Source organism: Kitasatospora sp. NPDC050463 (genome assembly GCF_040655255.1).
GTDB lineage: Bacteria > Actinomycetota > Actinomycetes > Streptomycetales > Streptomycetaceae > Kitasatospora.
On record NZ_JBFAJO010000016.1, the window covers coordinates 53,622 to 67,845 of the forward strand.

The 14,224-nt window shown below is 74.9% G+C and carries 9 protein-coding genes; 3 read left to right on the forward strand and 6 right to left on the reverse strand.

Annotated elements, in window-relative coordinates; translation table 11 throughout:
* Positions 1-7 precede the first annotated feature (7 nt).
* From sucC to AB0J08_RS12845, 4 genes are all read right to left on the reverse strand, one after another.
* A complete protein-coding gene (sucC, locus tag AB0J08_RS12830) occupies positions 8-1,180 on the reverse strand; it encodes an ADP-forming succinate--CoA ligase subunit beta (protein WP_360631484.1) in 1,173 nt (390 codons plus the stop codon).
* A gap of 337 nt (positions 1,181-1,517) precedes the next feature.
* Positions 1,518-2,699 carry a VWA domain-containing protein gene (locus tag AB0J08_RS12835; RefSeq protein ID WP_360631487.1) on the reverse strand — a complete coding sequence of 394 codons (1,182 nt, stop codon included), beginning with the start codon at positions 2,697-2,699 and terminating at the stop codon, positions 1,518-1,520.
* 133 nt (positions 2,700-2,832) lie between these two features.
* Positions 2,833-5,196: a DUF5682 family protein gene (locus tag AB0J08_RS12840; protein ID WP_360631490.1), complete on the reverse strand. Its 2,364-nt coding sequence runs from the start codon at positions 5,194-5,196 to the stop codon at positions 2,833-2,835.
* A 66-nt stretch (positions 5,197-5,262) separates the two neighbouring features.
* The gene (locus tag AB0J08_RS12845; RefSeq protein WP_360631493.1) at positions 5,263-6,345 is read right to left on the reverse strand and encodes an AAA family ATPase; all 1,083 of its coding nucleotides are present in this window, start codon (positions 6,343-6,345) and stop codon (positions 5,263-5,265) included.
* A 179-nt stretch (positions 6,346-6,524) separates the two neighbouring features.
* Between AB0J08_RS12845 and AB0J08_RS12850 the strand changes: the two genes are divergently transcribed.
* Complete coding sequence (locus AB0J08_RS12850) at positions 6,525-7,847, forward strand: SWIM zinc finger family protein (protein ID WP_360631496.1); 1,323 nt, start codon at positions 6,525-6,527, stop codon at positions 7,845-7,847.
* Between the two features lie 143 nt (positions 7,848-7,990).
* Positions 7,991-9,637: a DUF5691 domain-containing protein gene (locus tag AB0J08_RS12855; protein ID WP_360631499.1), complete on the forward strand. Its 1,647-nt coding sequence runs from the start codon at positions 7,991-7,993 to the stop codon at positions 9,635-9,637.
* A gap of 234 nt (positions 9,638-9,871) precedes the next feature.
* Here the strand turns inward: AB0J08_RS12855 and AB0J08_RS12860 are convergent, their stop codons facing one another.
* Positions 9,872-10,279, reverse strand: coding sequence for a cobalamin B12-binding domain-containing protein (locus AB0J08_RS12860; RefSeq protein WP_360631502.1), 408 nt, complete (start codon positions 10,277-10,279; stop codon positions 9,872-9,874).
* 363 nt (positions 10,280-10,642) lie between these two features.
* On the opposite strand from AB0J08_RS12860, the gene AB0J08_RS12865 reads away from it, so the two are divergent.
* Complete coding sequence (locus tag AB0J08_RS12865; RefSeq protein WP_360631504.1) at positions 10,643-11,452, forward strand: M23 family metallopeptidase; 810 nt, start codon at positions 10,643-10,645, stop codon at positions 11,450-11,452.
* A 135-nt stretch (positions 11,453-11,587) separates the two neighbouring features.
* On the opposite strand, the gene pcrA is transcribed toward AB0J08_RS12865, so the two are convergent.
* A complete protein-coding gene (pcrA, locus tag AB0J08_RS12870) occupies positions 11,588-14,221 on the reverse strand; it encodes a DNA helicase PcrA (RefSeq protein WP_360631507.1) in 2,634 nt (877 codons plus the stop codon).
* Positions 14,222-14,224 lie beyond the last annotated feature (3 nt).

The following is a 14,224-nucleotide window of genomic DNA, read 5'->3' on the forward strand; positions in this document are numbered from 1 at the left end:
CCCTTCCTTACTTGTTGGCCAGCTCGGCGGCGCGGTCGGCCGCACCGTCCATGGTGTCCACCTGCTGAACCAGCGGGTGGTTGGCGTCGGTCAGGATCTTGCGACCCAGCTCGGCGTTGTTGCCGTCCAGGCGGACGACCAGCGGCTTGGTGACCTCGTCGCCCTTGGTCTTCAGCAGCTCCAGGGCCTGCACGATGCCGTTCGCGACGGCGTCGCACGCGGTGATGCCACCGAAGACGTTGACGAAGACCGACTTGACGTCGGGGTCGCCCAGGATGATCTCCAGGCCGTTCGCCATCACCTCGGCGGACGCGCCGCCGCCGATGTCGAGGAAGTTGGCGGGCTTCACGCCGCCGTGCTTCTCACCCGCGTAGGCGACCACGTCGAGGGTGCTCATGACGAGACCCGCGCCGTTGCCGATGATGCCGACCTGGCCGTCGAGCTTGACGTAGTTCAGGCCCTTGGCCTTCGCCGCCGCCTCGAGCGGGTTGGCGGCGGCCTTGTCCTCGAGCGCCTCGTGCTCGGGCTGGCGGAACTCGGCGTTCTCGTCCAGGGAGACCTTGCCGTCGAGCGCGATGATCTTGCCGTCGCCGGACTTGATCAGCGGGTTGACCTCGACGAGGAGGGCGTCCTCCTTGATGAAGACGACCCAGAGCTTCTGCAGGACATCGGCGACCTGGTCCGCGATCTCCGCCGGGAACTTCGCGGCGGCGACGATCTCGGCGGCCTTCTCGGGGGTGCAGCCCTCGTTGGCGTCGACCGGGATCTTGGCGAGCGCCTCGGGGTTCTCCTCCGCGACGACCTCGATCTCCACACCGCCCTCCACGCTGGCCATGGCCAGGAAGGTGCGGTTGGTGCGGTCCAGCAGGAAGGAGACGTAGTACTCCTCCTTGATGTCCGCGGTCTGGGCCAGCATCACCTTGTGCACGGTGTGGCCCTTGATGTCCATCCCGAGGATCGCCTCGGCCTTGGCGACGGCGTCCGCCGGGTCGGCGGCGAGCTTCACGCCACCGGCCTTGCCTCGGCCACCCACCTTCACCTGAGCCTTGACGACGGCGCGGCCGCCGAAGCGCTCCGCGATGGCGGCAGCGTCTGCGGCGGTCTCGATGACATCACCGTCAAGCACGGGAACCCCGTGCTTGGCGAAGAGGTCCCTCGCCTGGTACTCGAACAGGTCCACGTGTTTGTCCTTGTTCGTGGTCGCGGATTGTGTCTCTACGAGCGTGCCACGGCAGGATCTTCGCTGCGGGTCGTCGAGGCGGTGCGGGTACGCAGAGGTACGGCCTTGCGGCCCACACAGCCACGGGCGCACACGTCAATCAACACGCGCGTCACGTCCGTCTGGCAGGTTATCCCCGGACGACGGGCGCGTTTCGCCCGGGACCGGCCCGGCTTGGGTGAGAACCGTCACAGCCGGGCCGCGACCGGCTGCCCCGCGCCCTGCTCAGCGGGCGCGCGGATCAGCGGTGCGCCCGGGCGCGGGTTCGCTCGTCCGGGTGAACCCCGCGCACCCGTCCTTACACGCCTTGTTCCGGTACCGGGATCGGCCGCTTCTCGATCGCCGCCGCCATGACGTCCGGGAAGGCGTCCGGGGTGCAGGCGAACGCCGGGGCGCCGAGCGCGGCCAGCGCGGCCGCATGCGCGTGGTCGTACGCCGGCGCCCCCTCGTCGGAGAGCGCGAGCAGCGCGACGAACTGGACACCGGCCGCCTTCATCGCCGCCACCCGCTTGAGCATCTCGTCCCGGATGCCGCCCTCGTAGAGGTCGCTGATCAGCACCACGACGGTCTCGGACGGCCGGGTGATCCTCGACTGGCAGTAGGCCAGCGCCCGGTTGATGTCGGTACCGCCGCCGAGCCGGGTCGCGAACAGGACGTCCACCGGGTCGCCGAGCTGCTCGGTGAGGTCGACCACCGAGGTGTCGAACACCACCAGCCGGGTGTCCAGGCTCTTCATCGAGGCCAGCACCGCGCCGAACACCGCCGAGTGCACCACCGAAGGGGCCATCGAGCCGGACTGGTCGATGCAGAGGATGACGTCCTTCCTCACCGCGCGCTGCGCCCGGGCGTAGCCGACCAGCCGCTCGGGCACGACGGTGCCGTACTCGGGCAGGTAGTTCCCCAGGTTGGCCCGGATGGTGCGGGCCCAGTCGATGTCACGGTGGCGCGGGCGGTTCACCTTGGCGCTGCGGTCCAGCGCGCCGCCCAGGGTGGCCCGGGTGCGGTCGGCGAGCCGGCGCTCCAGCTCCGCGACCACCTTGCCGACCACCGCACGGGCGGTCTCCCGGGTGGTCTCGGGCAGCGCGTGCTTCAGCGAGAGCAGGGTGGCGACCAGGTGGACGTCGGGCTCGACCGCCCCCAGCATCTCCGGCTCCAGCAACAGGTGGTCCAGGCCGAGCCGGGTGATGGCGTCCTGCTGCATCAGCTGGACGACGGTGGTGGGGAAGTACTCGCGGATGTCCCCCAGCCAGCGCGCCACCTGCGGCGCCGACCCGCCCAGCCCGGCACTGCGCCGGCCGGCCCGCCCGGCCCGACCCTCCTGCGGTGCGCCCCGGTACAGCGCGGCGAGCGCGCCGTCCATCGCGGCGTCCCGGCCGCGCAGCACGTGGCCGGTGCCGTCCGCCTCGCCGCCGAGGACCAGCCGCCAGCGGCGCAGCCGCTCCTCGGCGGCGAGGGTGGCGGGGGTGGTGCTCTCTGCCATCGGTGCTCCTTCCGGGTCCGTCCCGTACGGGGTCGGGTGTGCGGCGGTTGGGGGCTCGGCGGGCCGGGTGGCGCGGCGGGTCAGGTGTTGCGCTCGGTTCAGGTGTTGCGGCCGGTCACGCGCTGCGCCCGGTTCAGGTGTTGCGGCCGTCGGCCTGTCGGGGGATCCGCGCCGGGCCGCCGGGGTGGACCGGTCCGCCGGGCAGACCGAGCAGCAGGGCGACCACGGGGACCGCCGCGTCGGCGCGGACCGGATCGAGCTCGGGGCCCGTACCCGCCTCCGGCACCGGCTCGGCGCCGAGCGGTCCAGCCGCGACCCGGCTGCCGACGGTGTTCCGCACGCCCGCCTCCAGTGCGGAGAAGGTACGGCGCAGCAGCGGCAGCACATCGGTGAAGACCTCGGCCGGCACCGCCGTCAGCCACTCGTCGAGCAGGCCCAGCAGGCGGGGGTCGTGCAGCAGCAGGGCGCCGCCGCCGGTGAGGAAGCCCTCGACCCAGCCGGCCGCGTCCGCCGGGGCGCTGGCGGCCGAGAGGACGAGGCCGAGCCGGCGGCCGGCCTCCTCGGAGTCGAGCCGCCCGTCGTCCAGCAGCAGCCGGACGGCCCGGCCGCGCAGCAGGCCCGGCACCCCGGTGGCCGGGCCGCCGGCCGGCTCGCGGCGGGCGAGCGCCCGCAGGGCCGCGGCCCACCGGTCGGCGAGCCCGCCGACCGGCTCCAGCAGGCCGATCGCGCCGTGCACCTCGTCGAGCCGGCCGCGCATCGCCGCCGCACCGGCCGCGTCCAGCCCGGTGCAGGCGGGCGGCAGACCGACGCAGATCCGGTCGGCGAGGCCCGCCGCGACCTCGCCGAGCGCGCCGTGGTCGGTACCGCGGACGTCGCCGTAGCGCAGCGCGCGGACCAGCGCGGGCAGGGCGCCCGCCAGCTGGGCGACGTCGGTGTCCAGCGCGGCGCAGTCGGCGAGCACCCGCATCACGGCGGGCAGCGCGTCGGCCAGCCCGGCGAGCAGGCAGGCCTCGACCAGGGCCGTCAGCTCGGTGAGCTCCACCGCGGCCCGCGCCGCACCGACCGCCCGGCCGGCCGCCGCGCCCTCGACGGTGGTGCCCCACTGGGCGGCCTCGACGATCCGGACGGCGAACTCGGGCTGCCAGCGGAGCCGCCAGCTCTCCCGGAAGGTGCCCGTCGAGTTGACGGCGGAGCGGCTCGGCACGCCCCAGTCGATGCCGAGCAGCCGCAGCCGGTGCAGCAGCCGGGAGCGCGCCGCGTCGTTCTCCTTGCGCAGGTCCAGGTCCAGCTCCCGCGGCTCCACCGCCGGCTTCAGCCGCAGCGAGCGCTGCAGCCTGGTCAGGTCCCGTTGCAGCGGCACCGCCGGCGCGCCGTCCGGCACCTCCCCGAGCGCGTCGCCGGTGACCAGGCGGTCGTGCACCAGCGCCAGCGCGACGTCCGAGCCGTCGCACATCACCGAGCGGACGGCGTCCAGGGTCTCGGTCAGCCCGGCGAGCGGGCGCTCGCGCATCACCGCGAGTGTCCGGGCCAGCCGGACGGCCTCGATCACGTGCGCGGAGGAGACCGGGTGGTCCTCGGCGCGCAGCAGCTCGGCGGCCCTGGTCAACCAGAGCGGCAGCGGATCACCCGCGGTGGTGAACAGGTGGTGGTACCAGCCCGGCGAGACGATCCCGGCGCCGTAGCCGCTCTGCTGGGAGAGCCGACGGTGCGTCCACGGCACCCAGGTGATGTCGGTTCGCACCTTCTTCGGCAGACCGGCCAGCACCGCCCGGTCGTGGGCGACGGTCGGCATGACGGCCAGCGCCGGGACGTGGAACGCCCCGCAGACCACGGCGATCCGCCGGTGCCCGGCCCGCTTGGCGGCCCGGACCTGCTGGCGCATGTACGCCTCCCGCAGGTCGTCGCGCCGGGCGGCCGGGCCGTCGGCCGCCCCGCCCTCCCGCAGCGCCGCCATCGCCTCGGCGACCGCGACGAACGGGGCCAGCGCATCCGTGCCGGGCGAGCGGTGCTCGATCACGTCCTCCCACCAGCGCTCCGGGTCGTCGCAGCCGGCCGCCTCGGCGAGCATCCCGATCGGATCGCCCGGTCGCCCGTCGGGCTGCCCGTGCCGTTCCGTCCCGGCCGGTTCCCCGGGCTCGGCCGGCTCCCCGGGCTGCCCTGGCTCCCCCGGTTCCTCGGCGAGGCTGTAGGCCGCCGGGAGGTCGATGAAGCGCACCGGCACGCCGGCGTCGAGTCCGTAGCGGATCGCCACCCACTCCGGGGAGAACTCGGCGTACGGCCAGAACGCCGCCCTGGCCGGGTCGTCCACCGCGTGGGCGAGCAGGGCGACCGGGGGCACCATGTCCTTCCCGGCCGCCAGCCCGACGATCGGGTCGGCCTCCGGCGGGCCCTCGATCAGCACCGCGTCCGGCCGCAGCCGCTCCAGCGCGGCGGCCACCGCGCGGGCCGAGCCGGGGCCGTGGTGCCGTACGCCCAGCAGCGTCACCTCTGCGCTCATCGCGCCTCCCTCCTCGTGCCCAGAACTGCCTAGAAATGCCTCGGACGGCCTCGAACCGCCTCGGCCTCAGCGGGTGTGCTCGCGGGCGGCGCGGTAGAAGTCCTTCCAGCCGTCCCGCTCGCGCAGCACGCCCTCGACGTACTCGCGCCACACCACCTGGTCGGCGACCGGATCCCGGACGACGGCGCCGAGGATGCCGGCCGTGACGTCACCGGCCCGCAGCACGCCGTCCCCGAAGTGGGTGGCCAGGGCCAGGCCGTTGGTCACCACCGAGATCGCCTCGGCCGTCGACAGCGTGCCGCTCGGCGTCTTGACCTTCGTCCGGCCGTCCACCGTGAGGCCGGCCCGCAGCTCACGGAAGACGGTCACCACGCGCCTGATCTCCTCGGCCCCGCCGGGCAGTCGGGCCAGCTCCAGCGAGCGGCCGAGCTGGTCGACCCGCCGGGTGACGATGTCCACCTCCTCCTCCAGCGAGGCGGGCAGCGGCAGCACCACGGTGTTGAACCGCCGGCGCAGCGCGCTCGACAGCTCGTTGACGCCGCGGTCCCGGTCGTTCGCCGTGGCGATCAGGTTGAAGCCGCGCACGGCCTGCGTCTCGCCACCCAACTCCGGTACCGGCAGCGTCTTCTCCGACAGGATGGTGATCAGACTGTCCTGCACGTCCGCCGGGATCCGGGTCAGCTCCTCGACCCGGGCGATCTTCCCGTCCGCCATCGCCCGCATCAGCGGCGAGGGCACCAGCGCCTCCCGGCTCGGACCCTCCGTCAGCAACCGGGCGTAGTTCCACCCGTACCGGACGGCCTCCTCCGGTGTGCCGGCCGTCCCCTGGACCAGCAGGGTCGAATCACCGCTGATCGCGGCCGCGAGATGCTCCGACACCCAGGTCTTCGCGGTGCCCGGCACGCCGAGCAGCAGCAGCGCCCGGTCCGTGGCCAGCGTCGTCACGGCGACCTCGACGATCCGCCGCGGCCCGACGTACTTGGGGGTGACCACGGTGCCGTCCGGCAGCTCGCCGCCGAGCAGATAGGTCGCGACGGCCCACGGCGACAGCTTCCAGCGCTCGGGGCGCGGGCGGTCGTCCTGCCCGGCCAGCGCGGCCAGCTCCGCCGCGAAGGCGTCCTCCGCGTGCTGCCGCAGAACGTCGGTCATGAGAGGGGCTCCTTCGGGTCGGCCGCCGGACACACCTGTGGCAGGCGGCGAGGTGATCGGGGGGAGCCAGGTCGGCGTCCCGGCCTGCGAGAACAACCCTGCACCGGACCACTGACAATCCTGACCGGACCTCAGTTCGACCACCCTGCCTGTCAGTCCCCCCGCCTACCGTCGTCGGCATGGAGGAACGCTGGAGCACCGAACACGTCCTGTCCCTGGCACCCGACGCGAGCTCGCAGAAGGCCGCGGGCAAGCTCTCCTCGCCCGCGCCCTGGTCCGCCACGGGCACCGACGGCACCGCGCTCTGGGGCGAGTGCGAGGGCAGCGGCCGGACGCCGTACCGCACCGCCGTCGAACTGGCCACGCCCGCCTATTCGTGCACCTGCCCGAGCCGCAAGTTCCCGTGCAAGCACGCCCTCGGGCTGCTGCTGCTCTGGAGCGGCACCCCCGAGGCCGTCCCGGCCGGCGAACCGGCCGACTGGGCGTCCGACTGGCTGGCGGAGCGCCGGGACCGCGCCGAGCGGCGCGCCACCGGCGCGGCCGCCCCGGCGGACCCGGTGGCCGCCCGGCGCCGGGCCGAGAAGCGCAACGCCCGGGTGGCCGCCGGCGCCGGCGAGCTGCGCCTGCGGCTGGCCGACCGGATCCGCCACGGCCTCGCCGACCCGTCCGCCGCCGGCCCGTGGGAGGAGGTCGCCGCCCGGATGGTCGACGCCCAGGCCCCCGGCCTCGCCACCCGCGTCCGCGAGCTCGACACCACGCCCGGGCCCCACCTCCTGGAGGAGTACGCCATGCTCCATCTGCTCGCCACCGCCGCCACCCGGATCGACGACCTGCCCGGCCCGCTCGCCGCCACCGTCCGGGCCCGGGTCGGCTACACCACCGACGCCGCCGAGGTACTGGCCGGGCCCAGCGTCCGCGACCGCTGGCTCGTCCTCGGCAGCCGCACCTCGCCGTCGGAGGGCGGTGCGGACGATCGCCTCACCACCCGCCGCCTCTGGCTGCGCGGCGCCAAGACCGGCCGCCCCGCCCTGCTCCTCGCCTTCGGCCGCCCCGGCCGGGCCCCCGACCTCGCCCTCCCCACCGGCCGGCTGCTGGAGGCCGAGCTCGCCTTCCACCCCGGCGCCCGCCCCCTGCGCGCCGCCCTCGGCACCCGCTACGGCGCCCCCGGGCCGGGCCCCGCCGCCCCACCGCCCGGCGTCACCCCCGCCGAGGCCGTCGCCGCCTACGGCGCCGCCGTCGCCGACGACCCCTGGCTCGACGCCTGGCCCACCGTCCTGACCGGCGTCGTCCCCGTCCTCACGCCCGACGGCTGGCACCTCACCGACGGCCGGCACACGCTCCCGGTCCACCGCGGCGCCGCCCCCGAAGCCGCCCTGTGGCGCCTCGCGGCCGTCTCCACCGGCCGCCCCCTCACCGTCTTCGGCGAGCACGGCCACCAGGGCTTCGCCCCGGTCACCGCCTGGGGCACGGACCACCGCCCGATCGACCTGACCGCCCCATAGGGCCCCGTCCGGGCCCCGTCCGGCGCGCGGGCGGCCCCGCGCGCGACGCCCGCCCGGCCCCGTCCCCGGAGCTGACCGGGAGCGGCCCCGAAGCCGCCTCCCGAGAGCCTCCGCACCGCACCCACCGACCGCAGGAGCCCCGCGTGCCGCTCACCACCCCGCCCCCCGCCGACCCCTGGGAGACCCTCCACACCACCGCCCTCCTCGGCACCGACCGCCGCCCCCTGCCACCCCCCGCCGTCGACGACTCCCCCGCCCACCGGGCCGTCGACCGCACCGACCCGGCCACCGCCCTGCTCGAACTGGCCGCCCTGGAGACCGTCCGCCGCCGCGCCGGCGCCCTCCCGGCCCCCGCCACCGAAACCGTGACCGCCCTGCTCACCGCCCCGGCCCCCGAGGACCACCGGCCCGAACTGCCCGCCCCCGCCGCCCGCCGGCTCACCCTGCTGCTCGGCAGCCGGAGCGCCGGGTCCCCCGGCACCGTCGCCAACCTGACCGAGCTGCTCCCGCAGTGGCTCGCCACGGCCCGCGCCCGAGGCCTGCGCCCGCCCGCCGCCGTCGTCCCGGCCCTGCTGGACGCCGCCCGCGGCCGGACCGAGCTGCGCCCCGACGCGGTGGCGCTGGCCGGCCCCCTGGGCCGCTGGCTCGCCACCCGCAACCCCGACTGGCGGTTCGTCCTGCGCACCACCGCGGACGCGCCCGGCGGCGCACCCGGGCCCGACGGCGCGGCGGCCGCCGCCGGGGACGACCACCTCTGGCACGAGGGCCTCTTCGCCGAGCGCGTCACCCACCTCACCGCGCTGCGCCGCACCGACCCCTCCGCCGGACTCGCCCTGCTCGCGAGCACCTGGCCCACCGAACGCGCCGAGGACCGGCTGCTCTTCCTCGACGCCCTCCAGGACGGCCTCGCGCTCGCCGACGAACCCTTCCTGGAGGCCGCGCTGGGCGACCGCAGCAAGAACGTCCGGGCCACCGCCGCCGAGTTGCTCTCGACCCTCCCCGGCTCCGCCCTCGCCCACCGGATGGCCGAGCGCGCCCGGGCCGCCGTCCGCCTCTCCGAGCGCGGCACGCACCTGCTCGTGACCCCGCCCACCGAGTGCGACGCCGAGATGCAGCGCGACGGCATACCGCTCAAGTCACCCACCGGGCGCGGCGAGCGGGCCTGGTGGTTCGGCGAGGTGATCGCCGCCGCGCCGCTGCGCCTCTGGCAGGAGTCCACCGGCCTGACGCCGAGCCGGCTGCTCGGGCTCCGGGTGGGCGACAGCATCGACGAGACCAACAGCAGCTGGGCCGACGACCTGCGCGAGGCCTGGGCCCGGGCCGCCGTCCGCCAGCAGGACGCCGACTGGGCGCGGGCGCTGCTGGGGCCGGCCCCGGCCCCGGCCCCGGGTGGCCGCACCGCCCGCGCCCCCCGGAGCACCGGTGCCCCCGCCAAACTGCTCTCGGTCCTGCCGCCCGCCGAACGCGCCGCCTGGACGGCCGCGTTCATCGAGGTGCACGGCCTGGGCGAGGCCTTCCAACTGCTCGGCGCCTGCGGGGCCCCCTGGACGCCGCCGCTGTCCACCGCCGTCGTCGCGGCCCTGGCCCGGGCGGCCGCCTCCGGTGCCTACCCGTGGAGCCACAGCGGGGTGCTCGGCATGACGGAGCGCGCGCTCTCCCCCGGAACGGCCGCCGCCGTCGAGGAGTTGGCGGCCGAGGCCGCTCCCGCCGGCGCCTGGGCCGAGACCTTCGCCCGCCTGGCCGGCACCCTGCGCTTCCGGAAGGCCATGCTCGCCGAACTCGGCGCCTGAGGCACCTGAGGCACCCGGGGCACCCGCAACCGGGAACGGCCGAGCCGGTACGGGACACCCGTACCGGCTCGGCCGAGGACTCGGCGGCAACCCTGGCAGCCGCACCCGCCGGCGCGTGTCCCGAAGGCGCGTACCCGGGAACCGCACGCCAGGACGCACGTGCCCGGAAGGCGCGTGCCCCGAGCGCGCGTGCTCAGGAAAGCCGCACCCGGCGGAGGACGTCCGCCGGAGGGCTCAGCTCGCGGCCCGCAGGTTCGCCTCGACCCAGGCCACCACGTCCCGGGTCGGCGTCCCCGGGGTGAAGATGTCCGCGACGCCCATCGCCTTGAGCTCGACGATGTCCTCCTCCGGGATGATGCCGCCGCAGAAGACCTTGATGTCCTCCGCCTCGCGCTCCCTCAGCAGCTCGAGCACCCGCGCGCAGAGCGTCATGTGCGCCCCGGAGAGGACCGACATCCCGATGCCGTCCGCGTCCTCCTGGATCGCGGTGTCGACGATCTGCTCGGGCGTCTGGTGCAGGCCGGTGTAGATGACCTCCATCCCGGCGTCACGCAAGGCGCGCGCGATGACCTTGGCGCCGCGGTCGTGACCGTCGAGCCCGGGCTTGGCGACCACCACACGGATCGGGCCTGACACACCCATCACTGCCTCCTGGACTTCGTCGTCCACCACCCCACGGACCTCGTCGGGCACGGGCGCGGTTAACCAGCAATAACCAACCTGAGGGGAGGTTAGCGTCACCCGGCCGGGCTGACCGTGCCGCCCCTCAAGAGGAGGGAAAAATCACAGCTCCCCCTCTTGCTACCGGTCGGTACACCTGCCGGATCCGCCCGCAGCGCGCCAACTCCCCTCTTGACATCCGGACTTTTGTCCGGATGTCGGCGTTGCGGCTACAGTCTCGGCTGTTTTCCCCTCGTCTTTCCGCCCGCCCTTCCCCTCATCCTTCCCCTCGCCTTTCCCCTCGCCCGACGACGTGCCAGAGGCCCACCGAGGAGGCAGCCCCCGATGGCTCCCGACGCAGCCGCCCGCCCGACCCGTGCGGAACTGCGGGTGGCCGCCCGCGAGCAGGTGCGCGCACAGCGCCGCGGCGCCGCCAAGGCGGCCACCCGGACGGCGCTGCTGCGCGTCGCCCTGCCCTCGGTGGCCGCCCTCGGCGTGGCCGGGGCAGCCGCCGTGACCGTCCAGGGCGAGGCGGACCAGCAGCGCGCACAGGCGGCCGGCCGGGCTCCCGAGCAGGCCGCCGAGGCCCCGGGCACCGCGCCCGCCAGGGCCGCCGCCCAGCAGGCCCTCGCCGCGGGCGAGGCCGACCAGGCCTCCCGCGGCGACGCCCGCACGCCGTTCTCCGGCACCCAGCCCGTCGGCACGGCCGGCGGCCCGCCCGTGGCCGAGGACGGCCCGGCCCCCGCTCCCGCGCTCCCGAAGGTCTCCCTCCCGGTCGCCCAACGGGGGCTCGGCGAGATGTTCGGCGCGTCCGGTACGCACTGGGCCGCCCGTCACACCGGCATCGACTTCCCCGTCGACGGCGGCACCCAGGTCATGGCGGTCAGCGACGGCACGATCCGCACGCAGTGGAACCCGTCGTACGGCTACATGTCGATTCTGAAGATGGCCGACGGCACCGAGGCCTGGTACTGCCATCTGCGGTCGTACAAGATCCGCAAGGGCACCGTGAAGGCGGGCGACGTCATCGCCTTCGTCGGCAGCAGCGGCAACAGCACCGGCCCGCACCTGCACTTCGAGATCCGCCCGGCCGGTGGCGGCGCACCCGTCGACCCGCTGCCGTGGTTCCTCGCCCAGGGCGTCGACCCGCGCTGACCCCGGCCACGCCGCCGCCTGACCCCGGCCCCGGCCACGCCGCCGCCCGGCCACGGCCCCGGCCACGCCGACCCCGGGCCCGGATGGCGGCGCCACCCGGGCCGGAGCGGGCCGGGGGCCCGGCCTCCCGAAGCTCTACAGCTTCTCCACCGGCGCGTACCGCAGCAGCAGCTGCTTGCGCCCCTCCGTCCCGAAGTCCACCGTGGCCTGCGCCTTCTCCCCGACCCCGGCGGTGGCCACCACGGTGCCCAGGCCGAAGGTGTCGTGGGTGACGCGGTCCCCCACCGCCAGGGCCACGACCTCGCGCTCGACCGCGGCCCCGGCGCGCCGCGCCGACTGCCCCCAGCCCGCCTTCGGCGAGGCCGCCGCCGCCGCGCCGCGCGAGGCGCCCCGGGAGGAGCCGCCCGAACCGGCGGACTTCCCGCCCCAGGACGACCCGGAGGAGTACCCGCGCGAGGCGGGCACCGTCGACGCCCCCGTCCGCTTCCACTCGACCAGCGTGTCCGGGATCTCCTCCAGGAACCGCGAGGCCGGGTTGTACGAGGGCTGCCCCCAGGCGCTGCGCAGCACCGAGCGCGTCAGGTAGAGCCGCTCGCGCGCCCGGGTGAGCCCGACGTACGCGAGCCGCCGCTCCTCCTCCAGCTCCTTGACCTGGTTGAGCGCCCGCATGTGCGGGAAGATGCCGTCCTCCATGCCGGTCAGGAAGACCACCGGGAACTCCAGCCCCTTGGCGGTGTGCAGGGTCATCATCGTGATGACGCCCCGGCCCTCCTCGTCGTCGTCCGGGATCTGGTCGGAGTCCGCGACGAGCGCGACCCGCTCCAGGAAGTCGGGCAGCGAGCCGACCGGCGGCGCGCCGTCCTCGCCCGCGTCGGGCCGCTCGCCCGGGTCCTGCTCGTACTCCAGGGCGACGGAGGCGAGCTCCTGGAGGTTCTCCACCCGCGTCTCGTCCTGCGGGTCCGTCGAGGACTGCAGCTCGGCGAGGTACCCCGTCTCCTCCAGCACCGCCTCCAGCACCGCGGCCGGGCCGGCACCGGACTCGACTACCTGCCGCAGCCCGGCCATCAGCGCGTTGAACTTCTTCACCGCGTTCGCCGAACGGGCGGCCATCCCGTACGCCTCGTCGACCCGCTGCAGCGCCTGCGCGAAGGAGATCCGCTCGCGCCCGGCGAGCGCGTCGATCATCGCCTCGGCCCGTTCGCCGATCCCGCGCTTGGGCACGTTGAGGATCCGGCGCAGCGGCACGGTGTCCTCCGGGTTGGAGAGCACCCGCAGGTACGCCAGGACGTCCCGGACCTCCTTGCGCTCGTAGAAGCGCACCCCGCCGACCACCTTGTACGGCAGGCCGACCCGGATGAACACCTCCTCGAACACGCGCGACTGGGCGTTGGTCCGGTAGAAGATCGCGACGTCGCCGGGCTTGGCGTCGCCGGCGTCGGTGAGCCGGTCGATCTCGTCGGCGATGAACTGGGCCTCGCCGTGCTCGTCGTCCGCGACGTAGCCGACGACCTTCTCGCCGTGGTCGCCGGCCGTCCAGAGCTTCTTCTCGCGGCGGCTGGTGTTCCGCTCGATGACGGCGTTGGCGGCGCTCAGGATGGTCTGCGTGGAGCGGTAGTTCTGCTCCAGCAGGATGGTGGTCGCGTTCGGGTAGTCCTCCTCGAACTGGAGGATGTTGCGGATCGTCGCGCCGCGGAAGGCGTAGATCGACTGGTCCGCGTCGCCGACCACGCACAGCTCGGCCGGCGGCACCTCGGCGAGGCGCCCGGTCGCCGGGTCCACGAAGTCGCCGTCGACGGTGCGCTTCGGCGCAGCCGTGGCGGAGCCCCCGCTGAGTTCCCGCACCAGCATGTACTGGGCGTGGTTGGTGTCCTGGTACTCGTCGACCAGGATGTGCCGGAACCGCCGCCGGTAGTGCTCCGCGACGTCGGGGAACGCCTGGAGCAGGTTCACCGTCGTCATGATGATGTCGTCGAAGTCGAGCGCGTTGGCCTCGCGCAGCCGCCGCTGGTAGAGGAAGTAGGCCTCGGCCAGCTTCTTCTCCATCGGGTTCGCCGCCTGGTCGGCGTACGTCTCCTCGTCGATCAGCTCGTTCTTGAGGTTGCTGACCTTGGCCGTGAAGGACTTCGGCGGGAACTGCTTCGGGTCCAGGTCGAGGTCCCGGCAGACCAGGGACATCAGGCGCTGCGAGTCGGCCGAGTCGTAGATCGAGAACGACGACGTGAAGCCGAGCAGCTTGCTCTCCCGGCGCAGGATCCGCACACAGGCGCTGTGGAAGGTGGAGACCCACATCGCGCGGGCCCTGGGCCCGACCAGCTGCTCGACGCGCTCGCGCATCTCGCCGGCCGCCTTGTTGGTGAAGGTGATCGCCAGGATCTCGCCCGGCTGCACCCCGCGGGCGCCGAGCAGGTGGGCGATCCGGTGGGTCAGCACGCGCGTCTTGCCGGAGCCGGCGCCGGCCACGATGAGCAGCGGCGAGCCGGCGTGCAGCACGGCCTCGCGCTGCGGGTCGTTCATCCCCTCCAGCAGCTGGGCCGGGTCCACCACCGGGCGGGCGGCACCGTTGCGGTAGAAGGCGTCCCGCTCGGCCTGGGCCGCGTGGTCGGTGTGGAAGAGCCCCTCCGGGATCGCCTCCTCGTAGGCGTCGTACGGGACGTCGTCCTCGAACGGCGGCGGCTCCTGGGCCGTCGGGGCGGCGGCGGGCTGCTGCTTCGACCCGGCGGCGGGGGCCTCGAAACCGGGGAGCGGGAGGTCGTCAAAGAGGCTACTCATGGC

Coding starts and splice junctions, on each gene's coding strand:
- AB0J08_RS12845 (WP_360631493.1), bottom strand. CDS start 6,345: ATGACCGACGTTCTGCGGCAGCACGCGGAGGACGCCTTCGCGGCGGAG.
- AB0J08_RS12850 (WP_360631496.1), top strand. CDS start 6,525: ATGGAGGAACGCTGGAGCACCGAACACGTCCTGTCCCTGGCACCCGAC.
- AB0J08_RS12840 (WP_360631490.1), bottom strand. CDS start 5,196: ATGAGCGCAGAGGTGACGCTGCTGGGCGTACGGCACCACGGCCCCGGC.
- pcrA (WP_360631507.1), bottom strand. CDS start 14,221: ATGAGTAGCCTCTTTGACGACCTCCCGCTCCCCGGTTTCGAGGCCCCC.
- AB0J08_RS12865 (WP_360631504.1), top strand. CDS start 10,643: ATGGCTCCCGACGCAGCCGCCCGCCCGACCCGTGCGGAACTGCGGGTG.
- AB0J08_RS12860 (WP_360631502.1), bottom strand. CDS start 10,279: ATGGGTGTGTCAGGCCCGATCCGTGTGGTGGTCGCCAAGCCCGGGCTC.
- AB0J08_RS12835 (WP_360631487.1), bottom strand. CDS start 2,699: ATGGCAGAGAGCACCACCCCCGCCACCCTCGCCGCCGAGGAGCGGCTG.